This window comes from uncultured Campylobacter sp., assembly GCF_938017705.1.
Lineage (GTDB): Bacteria > Campylobacterota > Campylobacteria > Campylobacterales > Campylobacteraceae > Campylobacter_B.
The window spans coordinates 1-14076 of record NZ_CALIIS010000190.1 but is presented as its reverse complement, the minus strand read 5'-3'; the positions used below and the strand labels follow the sequence as shown (position 1 = coordinate 14076).

15 protein-coding genes are annotated in these 14076 nt (G+C 49.8%); 13 read left to right on the top strand and 2 right to left on the bottom strand.

What is annotated here, in order from left to right; genetic code table 11:
* Positions 1–17: 17 nt before the first annotated feature.
* The 8 genes from Q0605_RS08835 to Q0605_RS08800 are packed head-to-tail and all read left to right on the top strand — an operon-like array spanning position 18 to position 6091.
* The gene (locus tag Q0605_RS08835; RefSeq protein ID WP_298706297.1) at positions 18–794 is read left to right on the top strand and encodes a cytochrome C; all 777 of its coding nucleotides are present in this window, start codon (positions 18–20) and stop codon (positions 792–794) included.
* Positions 791–1996 carry a nitrous oxide reductase family maturation protein NosD gene (locus tag Q0605_RS08830; RefSeq protein WP_298706295.1) on the top strand — a complete coding sequence of 402 codons (1206 nt, stop codon included), beginning with the start codon at positions 791–793 and terminating at the stop codon, positions 1994–1996. The genes Q0605_RS08835 and Q0605_RS08830 overlap by 4 nt, the downstream gene beginning before the upstream one ends.
* Positions 1993–2808 (top strand): 4Fe-4S dicluster domain-containing protein, encoded by an 816-nt coding sequence (locus tag Q0605_RS08825; protein ID WP_298706293.1) that lies wholly within the window; start codon positions 1993–1995, stop codon positions 2806–2808. The genes Q0605_RS08830 and Q0605_RS08825 overlap by 4 nt, the downstream gene beginning before the upstream one ends.
* Complete coding sequence (locus Q0605_RS08820; protein WP_298706291.1) at positions 2805–3422, top strand: hypothetical protein; 618 nt, start codon at positions 2805–2807, stop codon at positions 3420–3422. Before Q0605_RS08825 ends, Q0605_RS08820 begins: the two co-directional genes overlap by 4 nt.
* The gene (locus Q0605_RS08815) at positions 3419–3865 is read left to right on the top strand and encodes a cytochrome C (RefSeq protein ID WP_298706289.1); all 447 of its coding nucleotides are present in this window, start codon (positions 3419–3421) and stop codon (positions 3863–3865) included. Before Q0605_RS08820 ends, Q0605_RS08815 begins: the two co-directional genes overlap by 4 nt.
* A gap of 3 nt (positions 3866–3868) precedes the next feature.
* On the top strand, positions 3869–4771 hold the full coding sequence (locus tag Q0605_RS08810; RefSeq protein WP_298706287.1) for a NapH/MauN family ferredoxin-type protein: 903 nt from the start codon (positions 3869–3871) through the stop codon (positions 4769–4771).
* Between the two features lie 8 nt (positions 4772–4779).
* The gene (locus Q0605_RS08805) at positions 4780–5418 is read left to right on the top strand and encodes an ABC transporter ATP-binding protein (protein WP_298706286.1); all 639 of its coding nucleotides are present in this window, start codon (positions 4780–4782) and stop codon (positions 5416–5418) included.
* Positions 5402–6091 (top strand): hypothetical protein, encoded by a 690-nt coding sequence (locus tag Q0605_RS08800; RefSeq protein ID WP_298706284.1) that lies wholly within the window; start codon positions 5402–5404, stop codon positions 6089–6091. The genes Q0605_RS08805 and Q0605_RS08800 overlap by 17 nt, the downstream gene beginning before the upstream one ends.
* Positions 6092–6115: 24 nt before the next feature.
* Here Q0605_RS08800 and Q0605_RS08795 read toward each other — a convergent pair whose 3' ends face one another.
* Positions 6116–6247: a hypothetical protein gene (locus Q0605_RS08795; RefSeq protein ID WP_297926811.1), complete on the bottom strand. Its 132-nt coding sequence runs from the start codon at positions 6245–6247 to the stop codon at positions 6116–6118.
* A 496-nt stretch (positions 6248–6743) separates the two neighbouring features.
* On the opposite strand from Q0605_RS08795, the gene Q0605_RS08790 reads away from it, so the two are divergent.
* The 5 genes from Q0605_RS08790 (at position 6744) to Q0605_RS08770 (ending at position 13766) form a co-directional block, all read left to right on the top strand.
* The gene (locus tag Q0605_RS08790) at positions 6744–7571 is read left to right on the top strand and encodes an ABC transporter permease subunit (RefSeq protein WP_298706282.1); all 828 of its coding nucleotides are present in this window, start codon (positions 6744–6746) and stop codon (positions 7569–7571) included.
* Entirely contained in the window at positions 7568–8206 is a 639-nt protein-coding gene (locus tag Q0605_RS08785; RefSeq protein ID WP_298706280.1) for a nitrous oxide reductase accessory protein NosL, read from the top strand. Before Q0605_RS08790 ends, Q0605_RS08785 begins: the two co-directional genes overlap by 4 nt.
* Before the next feature lie 217 nt (positions 8207–8423).
* Complete coding sequence (locus Q0605_RS08780) at positions 8424–11144, top strand: carbon monoxide dehydrogenase (RefSeq protein ID WP_298706278.1); 2721 nt, start codon at positions 8424–8426, stop codon at positions 11142–11144.
* A gap of 860 nt (positions 11145–12004) precedes the next feature.
* A complete protein-coding gene (locus Q0605_RS08775; RefSeq protein WP_297943716.1) occupies positions 12005–12997 on the top strand; it encodes an iron ABC transporter permease in 993 nt (330 codons plus the stop codon).
* Positions 12990–13766 (top strand): ABC transporter ATP-binding protein, encoded by a 777-nt coding sequence (locus tag Q0605_RS08770; RefSeq protein WP_298706275.1) that lies wholly within the window; start codon positions 12990–12992, stop codon positions 13764–13766. The genes Q0605_RS08775 and Q0605_RS08770 overlap by 8 nt, the downstream gene beginning before the upstream one ends.
* Before the next feature lie 100 nt (positions 13767–13866).
* Here Q0605_RS08770 and Q0605_RS08765 read toward each other — a convergent pair.
* A partial coding sequence (locus Q0605_RS08765) for a hypothetical protein (RefSeq protein ID WP_298706272.1) occupies positions 13867–14076 on the bottom strand: 210 nt, incomplete at its 5' end.

Sequence of the window (14076 nt, the reverse complement as noted above, 5' to 3'; positions counted from 1 at the left end):
AATTTAAAGGAGATGAAATGCCAAAATATAAAATTTACGCGATTTTAGCGCTGCTTATTATGACGGTCGCTTTTACCATCCCTACGCTCGGATTTTTCAAAGTCCAAAGCAGAATCATATCGGGGCAGGTTAGCAGCGTCTCGCAGCTGCCCGCATACTCCGCGCCGATATGGAATTTATACACGAAAGCCTCGTATAAAAACCATCTAATCCCTAGCGATGTTAAAAACGATCTGGGCGCGATGCTGGAGCATAAATTTGAAGTGGGGGTCCCTAGCATACCAGTGTGGAAAATTTCACTCGAAGCGCCGAACTATCCAAAAGAGGCTTTCCCCGATGGAATTCCACTTTACGTCCACGTTGACGGCTTTAGCGGCGATGTCGGCGAGATGAATACCCTAAACCACTATATCGGAATGTATCCCGTCTGGCGCGGCGGCACGCTTGAGCACTCGCTATCGCCCTATTATCTTATAATCGCTACGATCGGAATGCTTGCGTTTTTATACTACGACGGCAAGGGACAGACCCTACTCATGATACTTCCGATCATTGCGCCGCTTATCTTCATAGGCTGCTACGTGGGCTGGCTGTATTGGTTCGGGCATAACCTGCAAGACTGGGGCGCGTTTAAAATAAAGCCTTTTATGCCTACAGCATTTGGCGACGGCAGCGTAGCGCATTTTACTACCCATTCATATCCCGCTCTTGGCTTTTGGCTGATGCTCGCTCTGTCGCTACTATCGGCGTTAGCTCTACTATCTAAGAAAAAATTTCTACGAGAGCATAGATGAGGCTTTTGCTTCTAGCATTCTCGCTCGCGCTAAGCTTAGGCGCGGGCGAGCTTCAAGACGCGATCGATAGCGCAAAAGCGGGCGATATTATCGAACTAGCCGCGGGCGAGTACCACGGCAATATTTTAATCGATAAACCCCTTACTATCGACGGACTAGACCGCTCCGCCGTGATCATAGGCGATCGCAACGCAACGGTAATCCGCGTCCGCTCTCCGCATGTTACAATCAAGAATTTAACAATCCAAAACGGAGGCTTCGAGCATCTTAGCGAGGATGCGGGTATCAATGTAAGCGACGTAAACAGCGTAATCATAAAAAATAATCTCATCAAAGACGTGCTCTACGGCGTCGTGCTAAGCAAGGCAAACGACGTAACGATCGAGGGCAACGAAATTTCAAGCAATACCTACCGCACGAGTTTCAAAGGCGACGGCATCAAGCTTTGGTATTCCAATGCCAATAAAATTTTAAATAACGACGTCCACAACGTCCGCGACACCGTTTTTTACTTCTCTAACGGCAATCTCGTCGCAGGCAACAAAGGCCATAGCTGTCGCTATTCTCTGCACTTTATGAACTCCGGGCATAACGTCGTGGAGGATAACTACTACGACGGCAACAGCGTGGGATTATTTTTTATGTTTTCAAGCGACAATATCGCCAGGCGTAACGTCGTGCGCAACGCGGACGGCGCTTACGGCGTAGGCATCGGTATGAAGGATAGCTCAAATTTTACAATCACCGACAATAAAGTCATCTACAACGCCCGCGGATTTTATCTGGATCAATCCCCGTATCAGCCGGGCTCACTTAACGTTTTTGAAAATAACGATATCGAATACAACAGCATCGGCGTGCAATTCCACGCCACGCAGCTAAAAAGCGTATTTAAAAACAATAAATTTAAAGGCAATATGGAGATCGTACTGAACGATACGCCCCAATCCAAGCTCTTGCAAAACGAATGGAGTGGCAACTACTTCGACGATTACGACGGATTTGACCGCGACGGCGACGGTTACGGCGACGTTAGCTACAGCTCATATGCTTATGCCGATAGGCTTTGGGCGCATAAACCGAGCGTGCGGTTTTTTTACGGCTCCAGCGGGATCGCGCTTTTAAATTTCATCTCCAAGCTCGCTCCGTTTTCAGAGCCTGAGCTACTGCTAAAAGATCCAAAACCCAGGATGAAGCAATGATAAAGAATAGACGCGAAGCGATAAAACTACTCGGCGGGGCGCTCGGAACACTCGGGGCAGCGAGCTTGTTTGCGGATGAAAATTCTGCCAATTCCGCGGGCAGTGAAGTGCAAAATTTAAACGAGCAAAATTCCGTAAATTCTGCAGGGCAAAATTCCGCGCCGAATTCCATAAAGCAAAATTCCGCAAAAAATTCTAGCGGGGATTCCGCCTCTTTATATCTGCGTCCGCCGGGAGCGCTGGCGGAGCGCGGCTTCCGCAGCAGTTGTATCAAGTGCGGCCAATGCGTGCAGGTCTGCCCCTATCACAGCATCTATCTGCTGGATATTACTCATCTTTTTGACATCGGTACGCCCGTTATCGATGCCAAAGAGCGAGGCTGCTATCTTTGCGGCGCGCTTCCTTGCGTGCTCGCCTGTCCAAGCGGCGCGCTTAGCCACGAGACGAACGAGCCTAAAAAGGTCAAAATGGGCATCGCTGTGATCGAAAATTTAAACGCCTGTTTGGCGTATCTCGGGCAGGTCTTAAAATCTAGCGATCTGCGCCTAAAGCCCGCTAAGACCGAGCAGGAGCGCGAGTTAAACTCAGCGCTGGCGGCGAAAGAGGGCAAGGTCTGTGATCTATGCGCGTCGCTGTGCCCTTACCCGCAGCCACTTGATGCCATCGCGATGATAAGGGCGGGCGCGCATTTCGCCCCGCAGATCCGTAGCGCTTGTGTCGGTTGCGGGGCGTGCGCAGAGCTCTGTCCGGCGCGTATCATCGAGATAATCCCGCGGGCGGATTACAAATCAATCTATGAAGGAAAACAATGAAAAACTCCATTAAATTCTACCTCTGCTCGCTAGCTGCGGCGCTTTTGCTATGCGGCTGCGGAGATAACGACGATTCAAGCTCCGCCGCCGCAAATTCTGCAGGGCAAAATTCTGCGGATCAGAATTCCGCGAGTGTAAATTCCGCATCGCAGAAAGCGGATCAAAATTCCACTGCAAAGCCTCGCATCAGCGTTAAAAGCGGCGAAGCGCCCAAGAAGGACGATAAGTTCGTAAGCTACGATTTTTACGGCGAGCGAAAGGTAAATTTTAACCTAAACGGCGATGTGAACGAAACGACCAAAAATATCGTGGCATATTCGAGCATTAAAAATCAATATGAAAAGCTAAATTTCGATCTGATGAAAAAGCGCCTTGGGCACGATTTTATCCTGCGCTGTTCGGCGTGCCACGACGACTACGCCAACGGCATCATCGGTCCGTCGCTTCTGGATAAAACCGACGCGCAGATCGTGGATATGATTAAAAAGTATAAATTCAAAGAAAAGCCTAATCCTCTTATGGTGCAGCTCGTAAACGGCATGAGCGAGCAGCAGATAGAGACGATGGCGAAAGAAATTTACGAGTTCAACAAACAATTTAAGGAGCAGAAATGAAACCGGGCAAAATTTTAGCTTTGATTTTGGGTGTAGCACTGATCGCGCTGATGATCTTTATGGCTAGTTCGGACGATTCTAGCGCGCCGCAGCAAGAAGTCAAGCCGCAGGTGCAAGCAAAGCCTGCGCCGCAGAGCAAAAGCGTCGATCTCATCGACGATAAGGACGTAAAAAATATTAAAATTTTGCAGCAGAGCGTCAAAGAGCGCGACTTTGAGGTAAGCAGCTCATATCTGGTAAGCTGTGCGCCTTGCCACGGCGACGACGGACGCGGCAAGATCGCTCCGCCGATCGGCGGCAAGAGCAAGGATCAAATTTTAGCAAGCCTCAAAGATTATAAAGCGGGTAAGATCAAAAACAGCCTGATGAGCGGACTTTTAACCAACGTAAGCGACGAGAGCCTAGATAAGCTCGCGGATGAAATTTCAAAATTTAAAGAGTAAGTCTTGGATAAATATAATTCGCGATGCACGATCAAAAATACGAGCTTTTTCTCGACCTTCGCGCTTAAAAACAGAAGCGGCAAACTGCGCCCCAGCATTCGGGCACTGCGCTACGCCACGGTATTTTTGGTGCATCTGCTTTTCGTGCTTTCCTTTCGCGCCGATATTCAAATTTTAGAAGGCGACATCAGCGGCTCGCGGATACTTGGCTTTCACCTAGCCGATCCCTTTGCCACCCTTGAGGTGATCGCCGCGCACAAGGATCTGCCGATAAATTTGCTTATCGGCTCGGGCACTATTTTGCTGTTTTACTTTATCGCGGGCGGCAAGGCGTTTTGCTCGTGGATCTGTCCTTACGGAGCGCTTAGTGAGATCGGCGAAAAGCTGCATAATACGCTAATCGCTAAGCACGTCATCAAGGAGCGCTCATTGCCTCGCGGTATGCGATATGCGATCTGGGCGGTGTTTTTGCTGCTAAGCGCGATTACGGATCTGCTCGTTTTTGAAATTTTTAACGTCGTGGGAATTTTATCGCGCCTCATCATCTACGGCTTCTCGCTGGCGGGGCTTTGGATCGTTTTTGTGTTTTTGCTCGAAGTATTTTTTAGCAGGCGGATGTGGTGCACGCACCTATGCCCGCTAGGTAGCACCTATTCGCTTGCGGCGAAAGCGAGCCTTAGCAAGATTACTTGGGATAAAAGCAGGTGCGATCACTGCGGCGTTTGCCAAGACGTCTGCTTCGTCTCGCACGTACTGGATATCACTAAAAAAAAGGCATCCGAAAACCTGGGCGATAAGAGCAAATTTATGCTAAAAGGGATCGACTGCACGCTGTGCGGACGCTGTATCGACGTGTGTCACCAAGACGCGCTCGGTATCGGCAATAAACTAAAAGATATGATCTAAGGAAGCCTATGATAGAGATTAAAAACGTAAGCAAGAAATTCGGAGATCAATTCGTTTTAAAAGATATCGATCTAAATATCGCGGACGGCGAGCAGGTGCTTTTCGTCGGGCAAAACGGAGCGGGCAAAAGCTCGCTGATGCGGACGATTTTAGGCGAATACATACCCACAAGCGGCAGCGTCGCTATCGACGGATTTGATTCGTTTAAGCAGCGCAGCCGCGCTCTACGCGGTATCAGCTTCGTGCCGCAAACCCCGCCGCCGCTTAAACTGAGCCTAAATGAGCTCATCTACTTCGCCGAGCGCACGGCGGACGCAAGCAGAGCGGATATAGTAAAATTTTGCGGCGAAATGGAGCTTGATCTGAGTTCAAATTTAAACAAACCCTTTCATAAGCTATCCGGCGGTATGAAACAAAAATTCTTAATTGCGCTAGCATTCGGTAGAGCTAGTAAGGCGATGATTTTTGATGAACCGACCGCCAATCTCGATCCGAGCGCGCGCGAGCGTTTTAAGACACTTTTGCACAACCACGCAAAAGACAAAAGCTTGATCTTTATCTCGCATAGGCTCGAGGAAGTGGGAGGGCTGGTAAAAAGAATGATTTCAATGGATCTAGGGAGGATCGTAGATGACAAAAATGTTTAAAGCTTTACTTTGCGCACTTGCGGTGCTTACGTTTTTAGGCTGCGGCGACGAGAAAGACTACGGCAACGTCCACTACGACAGAGACGTGTGCGAGCACTGCCAGATGGCGATCAGCGACAACCGCTTCAGCGTCGATGTACGCGTGGACGGCAAAAACCACTACTTTGACGACATCGGCTGCTTGGTGGATTTCATGGTTACCAACGACAAACTTAGTTGGCTGAAGGACGCCAAAATTTACATCAACGACGCTAGCGGCAACGGCGAGTTTATCGACGCACGCACGGCGCACTTTTATCGCGGTTTTAAAACCCCTATGTCGTTTGGCTGGGGCGCGTTTAAAAACAAGCAAGAGGGCAAGCAAGACTTCAGCTTCGATCAAGTAGTCGCGGCACTTAAAGCAGGCGGCGGTTCGCACGGCATGGGAATGGGCAATATGGGTCACGATGCGCACGGCAATATGGGAAGTATGCATGGCGATATGGGCGGCATGAAAGACCCTCACTCCGCAGAGCACGGCATGAGCGGTATGGGACATACTCACGGCTCAGGTCATGGTATGGGCGGCGATGCGGGCAGCACGGCACATCCTCAAGGCTCACCGCACGATATGGGGAATATGCGCGAAAGTAACGGCACTGCGCACGATATGCCTTCAGGGCACGCGCATTAAGGACGCTTTGGCTAAGACGAAATTTTAAGCGGCTTCGTTTTGCACTAAATTTAAAGCCTGAAATTTCAGCGTGCCACCCGTGCCACCATAGATGAGATAAAATTTTACTTCGCGACTTCGGCGTGAGGCAAAGCTAGGCTTAGAAAACGGCTGCAAAATTTTATCTTGTAACGTAGCTAAATTTAACGCACGGTGCGAGACTTCGTTCTGCCGAATTAAAATTTACGCGGACGCTCTGGTTTAAAATTTCGCCGTAAATTTAAAATTTATCCGGCGCGGAATTAGCCGATTCGGGATTTTTAGAATTTTAAAATTTTATGCCGCGGGATACGCCCAGCTTTGAAATTTTACGAAGCTAAAATTTAAGCGGTCCGTTAAACGGCTAAATTTTAAAACTGCGGCGGATGACGGATAGCGGGCGGCAAACAGCGCGCTGTTTGAGTGCACCGCAAGCGAGCCGTAAATTTAAAATTTATGCGCGATCCGCAGTCACAGGCGGCGGATAAAATTTTGCCGCCCATTTAAAGCTTGGCTGGCAAATTTAAGGTTGTAAAATCCGCGCCGCGAAACGGAGCTGAGCTTAAAAGCGCGCATTTAAGCCGCGCGAGAAATCTAAATTTAAAAGCGCACCGAGGCGCAATAAAGGAAAAGAATGAAAAATTTACTCACCATCGCCGCTTTGGATATCAAAGAATCCTTCCGCTCGCGCTGGTTTTTGCTCTATCTGCTGATCTTTAGCGGACTCGTGGCGGCATTTTTCATCACAGGAGTGACCGATTCGCGCGTGCTCGGCTTTAGCGGGCTTTCGCGACTGCTGCTGCTGTTTATTCAGATCTGCATCATCATCCTGCCCGTCTTCGTGCTCGTCACCACCAGCAAGGCGATCCTAGCCGATCGCGACCTAAATATCCTCGAATACCTGCTAAGCTTCCCGATCTCGCAGGCGCAGTATTATTACGGCAAGGCGCTAGGAAGGCTGTTTGGAGTGTTCGTGCCGATATTTTTATCGCTGCTGCTCGCGATCGTTTGGGGCGCAATCAAAGGCACGGGCATTCCGTGGGCGATCTGCCTGCTTTATACGGGGCTGCTTTTTAGCTTGTGTGCGGCGTTTTTAGGGATCGCATTTTTGATCTGCGCCGTTTCAAAAAGCCAAGAGATGGGGCTTGGGCTTGCGTTTTTCGTCTGGCTTTTCTGCCTTGCGTTTTTGGATCTCGTGCTGATCGGACTGCTCGCAAAAACGGGAGTGAACGAAAATTTGATCTTTGCGATCGCCCTAGCAAACCCGATGGAGGACTTCCGCATCGCCGCCATCAGCCTGTTTGATCCCGATCTTGCGGTCATCGGCACGACGGCGTATTTTATCCTAGATCACTTCGGGCGCGGACTTTTCATCACCTTTTCGCTGCTCTATCCGATCGCTCTGGGCGCGGCGAGCCTCGTTTTGGGCTATTTTATCTTTAGATCAAAGGATTTGGCGTGAAATTTCCACTCATTTTGGCGGCATTTATAACGCTTTGCGGCGCAGCTGAGATGCAAAATTCCGCGGCTCAAAGCTCTGGCTCGGCACAGAATTTAAGCGCTCCTGATAATATAGGCTCCGGCTTGGCGCAGAATTCTAAAAGCGTGCGTGAGATCGCGTGGCTTAAAGACGTAAATCTTACCTGCGCCAAATACGGCATCGATACTAGCGCGCACCCTGAATTTCGCGCCTATGCAAGGCTCAAAGACGGCGGCGCGCTCGCGTTTGCTTCGCCCAAGGCGATGTCTGCATATTTTTTCGAGGGCGAAAATTTGAGCGGCAATAACGGCGCGGCTTCCGCAGAGGAAAATTTGATGAGCAAAAATCCCGCTAGCGGCAATTTCAGCGAGGCAAATTCCACGAACGCAAATTTCGGCGGTGCAGAGCTTTACGTCACCGATTACGCAAGCGGCGAAATTTTGCGGGCGCAGGACGCGTTTTATGTTTTCGGCAGCGTGCTGCAAAGCGCCAGAGGCGACGATCTCATCACGTTTGCAAGATTGCGCGACGCGCAAGACTTCATGCGCAAGAAAAAGGGGCATAAAATTTTGCAGTTTCGCGAAATCTCCGCTAGGCTAATCAATTATCTAAGATGATCGAGCCACTTGGCGAAATTTAAATTCAGCTATTTTAGTATATTTTATTCATAAAATTTTATCTTTTACTTTGATGCGCTATTAAGGGAATTTAAAGCAATTAAAAAATACAATCACGTTAAATTTTATCTATGAGAATTAGATAGTGTAGTTTTTTAGTATATTATTAAGGACTACATTCTCGCTTATTTTTAAAATAAATTTTAAGGAGACAACCATGGCAAACGACAAAATCTCAAAACAAAAAGGCTCACGCAAGAAGGCTGCGACGGATGAAAATTTTGCCGCGAATAAGGGGGAAAATTTTGCCGCAGACGCGGTCAAAAGCTCCGCCGCATCCATTTTCGACAAAAGTGCAAGCACTGCTAAAAATTCCGCCGCTAATTCTATAACTTCCGCCTCACATGCTCGCGACAAAATTTCTAAAAATCGCGCCGCAGGCGAGAATTCCTGCGACGAGTGCGACTGCGAAGCCAAAAATTCCGCACCGAGTTACGATGATAGCGCAAGCTCTGCTTCAGGCACGAACTTTGCGGCGCGCTCAAGCGCTCAAAGCGCAAGCAACGCTAAAAAATCCGCAATAAACTCTACAATAAATTCCATGGCTGATTCTTTGACAAATTCCATCTCAAATCCTGCGAAGAGCCCAAGCAGCAAAGACCACTTCTCTTGCTCGCACGAGCATAGCGATAACTCCGCAATCCACTCGCATCTACACGACGAAGATCTTGTGACCCATCCACACGATCAAGAAGAAAACCTCGCAGCTTATTTGCACGAATACGGCGTAAATTCTGCGGCGTCTTCGCATGAGCACGACGAAGATTCCGCCATCAGCTCGCACGAGCACGACAAACATTGCCATGATCACAAACCCCACTCTCATCGCGCGATTATCGGATTTGACGAGCACGGCATCCCAAAAGTTTTAGTGCCCGCAGAGGCTAGTCCGCACACACATAAAGACGCGCAGGGCAATCTTTTCGAGCATTTTCACGAGGCAGAATTTACGGCGGATTATATGAAGGCGTTGCTTGAATACAAAAAGACCTTCCCTACAAAGCAAGAAGTACTTGAGAAAACCCCCGATCCCGCCGTGCGTGAAATGATGCTTAGGATGGAGCAGATCGGCGTAGATACGGCGTTTGATCGCTTTGATAAACAGATGCCTATGTGTAGTTATGGACTTAGCGGGGTATGCTGTAAGATCTGTAATATGGGACCTTGCAAAATTACTAAAAAGGCCGATCGCGGCACTTGCGGTGCGGACGCCGATCTCATCGTATCGCGCAACCTACTGCGCCAAGTAGCTGCAGGCGTAGCTCAACACGGCGCGCACGCCAGAGAGCTTCTGCTGTCGCTAAAATGGGCGGCACAGGGCAAGCTAGATTTGCCCATAATAGGCGAATACAAAATCATCAATACCGCCAAAGCCTTTGGAATTCCAACTGAAGGCAGAGAGTTAAAAGAGGTAGCGATCGAGCTTGCCGATACGCTTTTGACAGATCTTTCGCAAAGCAGCGGCGAGTATAAAACCATCACTGCGCTCGCACCCAAGGAGCGTCAAGAAGTATGGCGGAAGCTGGATATCTTGCCGATTAGTGCATATAACGAAGTCTTTGAGGCGTATCACCGAACGGGTGTAGGCACGGACGGAGACTGGCGCAGCGTGATGCAGCATCTTTTGCGCTGCGGGCTTGCTTTTACATTTACCGGCGTAGTAGCTGCGAATATCGCTACGGATGCACTATTTGGCGTAGGAGATCGCGTAACTTCCAAAAGCAATATGGGCGCGCTTAAAAAAGGCTGGGTCAATATCGCCGTGCACGGACATCTGCCGACATTAGTAAGCCTAATAGTGGAGATCGGAAATTCTAAGGAGTACCAAGACAAGGCTCGCGCAATAGGCGCACAGGGGATCGCATTTTACGGCGTGTGCTGTTCTGGGCTATCGGCGATGTATCGCAACTGGGGCGTTGTGCCGCTCTCAAACGCCGTAACTGCCGAACTCGTCATAGGTACGGGCGCGCTTGATCTGTGGGTCGCCGATGTCCAAGATGTCTATCCTGCGATCATGGACGTGGCTAACTGCTTCCAGACCAAGGTCGTTACCACAAGCTCATCAGCTAGACTTCCCGGAGCCGAGCATATAGGCTACGATCATCACCATAGTAATATCGCCGAGACTAGGAATTTAGCGCGTAAAATTCTAGACCGCGCATTGCAATCTCACGAAAAGCGCAAGGGGCTGCCGGTATATATCCCGCCGTATGAAGTCGAGGCCGAAGTGGGCTTTTCGGTAGAATTCGTCCATAAGCACTACGGCGGCATGGAGCCGTTAGCGCACGCGCTAAAAAGCGGTGAAATTTTAGGCATCGTAAATATGGTCGGCTGCACCAATCCTAAAGTGCCTTATGAGCGCGCTATCATAGATGTCGCACAAACCCTAATCGAAAATAACGTCCTAATCCTAACCAACGGCTGCGCGTCGTTCCCGCTAATGAAGCTGGGCTTTTGCCAGAAAAGCGCGTATAAAAAAGCAGGCGCGTCGCTGCGGGCATTTTTAGAAAAAGATGAGCTTCCGCCGGTATGGCATGTGGGTGAGTGTATCGATAATACCCGCTCCAGCGGAATTTTCGCAGGTATCGCAGGGGTGCTAGGCAAAAATCTCTACGAGCTGCCGCTTGCCTTCACCTCTCCCGAGTGGGCGAACGAAAAGGGCGTCGATGCCTCGCTCGGATTCCGCCTAATGGGCATCGACTCATATCACTGCGTCGAGTATCAAATCCACGGCTCCGCAAACGTCATACACTTTTTCAAAGAGGGCACCAGGCGTGCGCTTGGCTCTGTGATGCACGTAGATACCGATCCGGTCGCGCTCGCGCTAAAAATGGTAAGCGACATGCGCTTAAAACGCAAAGCTCTAGGCTGGCAGTAGCGACGGACGGATTCATTTCGCATCGCATTTTAAGCGATGCGAAATTTCATGATAAAATTTAACCCCTTGCGGGCAAATAAAATCCCACAGCTAAACGAGCAGTAAAATTCTACAACTAAGTGGCTAGCAAAACCGAGGTCAAATAAAGATAAAATTTTCGCGCCGCATCCGTTTGTGAAATTCTAAATCAAATCTTCAAATTCTACGTAAAATTTCGCTGCGCGCTGCGTCTGCTGCTAAATCGATGGAATTTAGCCAGGCAAAATTCCGCCATCAGGCTTAAGTCATCTTTCGCGAACGGATGAAATTTTAAAATTCCATCTCAGCGTAAATTTCGTAGGCACTCATCTGAAATCCGCAAGCGAAATTTCGCTTAAAGGCCTTATTACACGAGCTGCACGCCATTAGATTTGCTCACGTATATGAAAGCTGAAATCATAAAAATTTAATATGATATGTGCTAAAATGCCACATCTGTTTAAGGATTTAGATGCATAAATCAAAGCCGCTGCAGCCACTGCGTCATCATCGGCAGAAGACGTCGCACGAGGCGGAGGCATTGATGCCAAGTCCTGCGTTTGGCAGCTTGAGGCGGCGCGGCAAAAGTGCGTCTATGCTGCGCCGCAAACATTTTCGGACGGGACCGCACGGGCATGGAGACGACACTATAAATCTTGCAGGCGGCTAAAATTTTCATCCGGATCTTTTCTGAAGTATTGATCTTGGAGCTATCACGAAGGAATTTTGCCGCAAGCCTTTCGCCTACGAGCTAGAAGGCGAAATTTTAAGCGGGTTTCGATGAAGCGAAATTTCAAAGATTAAATTTAAGGCGAAAGATAAAATTTAGAGCAAGGGAAGGTATGAAAAATTTTAAATTTATGCTCGTGCTGCTGATACTGGCGACGATCGCGACGATCGCGATATCGCTTTGTATAGGGCGCTTCGGCCTAAGCATCACCGAGGTGTTAAAAGCGCTTAGCGGCGGCGAGGTAGCGCAAAACGTCCACAACGTCGTTATGCAGGTGCGCCTGCCGCGTATCATCGCCGCAGTGCTCGTGGGCGCGGCTTTAGGCATCAGCGGCACGGCGTATCAAGGCGTCTTCAAAAACCAGCTCGTCTCGCCCGATCTTTTGGGCGTCAGCGCCGGAGCTTGCGTGGGCGCGGCGATCGCGATCCTGCTTGATCTAAACATCCTTTTGATCCAGCTTTTCGCTTTTGTTTTCGGGCTTGCCGCGGTTTGTATTACGCTTCTGATCACGCGAGCGCTTCGTTCGAGCGCCACCATAATGCTCGTGCTTGCCGGCATCATCGTAAGCGGTCTGATGGGCGCGCTAATCGGATTTTTAAAATTTATGGCCGATCCCGAGACGAAGCTTGCAGACATCGTGTATTGGCAGCTAGGAAGCCTCGCGAAGGTCGATCCCTCCGTGTTAGCGATGATAGCGCCGGTGATGGGGGTTTGTATCGCTATCTTGGTGCTGATGAGCTACCGCATAAACGTCCTATCCATGGGTGATGCGACGGCGGCGAAGCTGGGCGTAAACGTCGTGCTGGAGCGAGGCATCATCATCGTCTGCGCGACGCTGCTAACCGCAAGCAGCGTGTGTATCAGCGGCATAGTCGCGTGGGTGGGGCTTTTGATGCCGCATCTAACGCGCATGATCGTGGGCGTGAGCAACACCAAGGCGATCCCCGCGAGCATATTTTTAAGCGCGATCTTCGTGCTCATCGTAGATGACGTAGCGCGCAGCATAAATCAAAGCGAGATCCCGTTAGGGGTGCTTACGGGCTTTATCGGCACGCTATTTTTTATATTCATCCTGCTTAAAAACAAAAGGAAGCTAAATGGTTAGGGTTGAGAGCTTAGACTTCGGCTACGTAAAATCCGCCCCTCTGACGCTGCACGACGTAAATTTCAACCTCGAAGCGGGCGCGATGCTGACGATTTTGGGTCAAAACGGCGCGGGCAAATCGACGCTTTTAAATTTAATCAGCGGCACGCTTGAGCCTCTGCGCGGTAAAATTTCAATTGACGGCAAGGATATGGCGAGCCTCAGCGCCAAAGGGCGCGCCGAGATCATCGGCTACGTCTCGCAAAGCGAGGTCTGCGAGTACGACTACAGCGTCTTTGAATACGTCCTGATGGGGCGCACGGCGCATATCGGGATCTTTTCGCAGCCGAGCGAAAACGACTACAAGCTCGCGCAGCGCTACATGAAAATGCTTGAAATTTGGCACCTAAAAGACAAGATCATCACGCGCCTAAGCGGCGGTCAGAGGCAGATGGCGTCCATCGCGCGCGCACTTTGCAGCGAGCCTAAGATCGTGATCTTCGACGAGCCGACCTCGGCGTTAGACTTTGCCAACCAATACAAATTCCTCCGCGCCACAAAGGAGCTTTTAAAAAACGGCTACACCGTCGTTTTAGCCACGCACAATCCGGACTTCGCGCTGCTTTTGGGCGGATACGTCGCGCTCGTAAAAGGCGGCGGCGAGGTCGCATACGGCAAGGCCGAGCAGATCATAAAGAGCGAAATTTTAAGCAAGCTATACGATCTGAAGCTTGACGTCAGCTACAACGAAAAGGTCGGCAGGGTGTGTTGCTTGACGTATCCGTTTTGATCTTAACTTCTCGGCTCGAATAAGGTTCGAGCCTGCGAACGGGGCTCTGCCCCACGCCCCGCTAAAGTTACGGCAGGCTAACGCCTGCATTTTTATCGGTTTAAATTCGCGGACGAGCTAAGCTCATCCTTGCGAGCGGGAGTGCAAGCACTCCCTGCACCTGAGCGGAGCAATACGAGCAAGCGTTAAGACGCTTGCGAAGTCTCCGCGAAAGATAGTCAGAAATTTTGCTGCGCAAAATTTTAAAATTTATCGGTTTGACTTCGCGCGATGACCAAGCCGCCGCTGCGATGAGGAGCTTCACTATTTC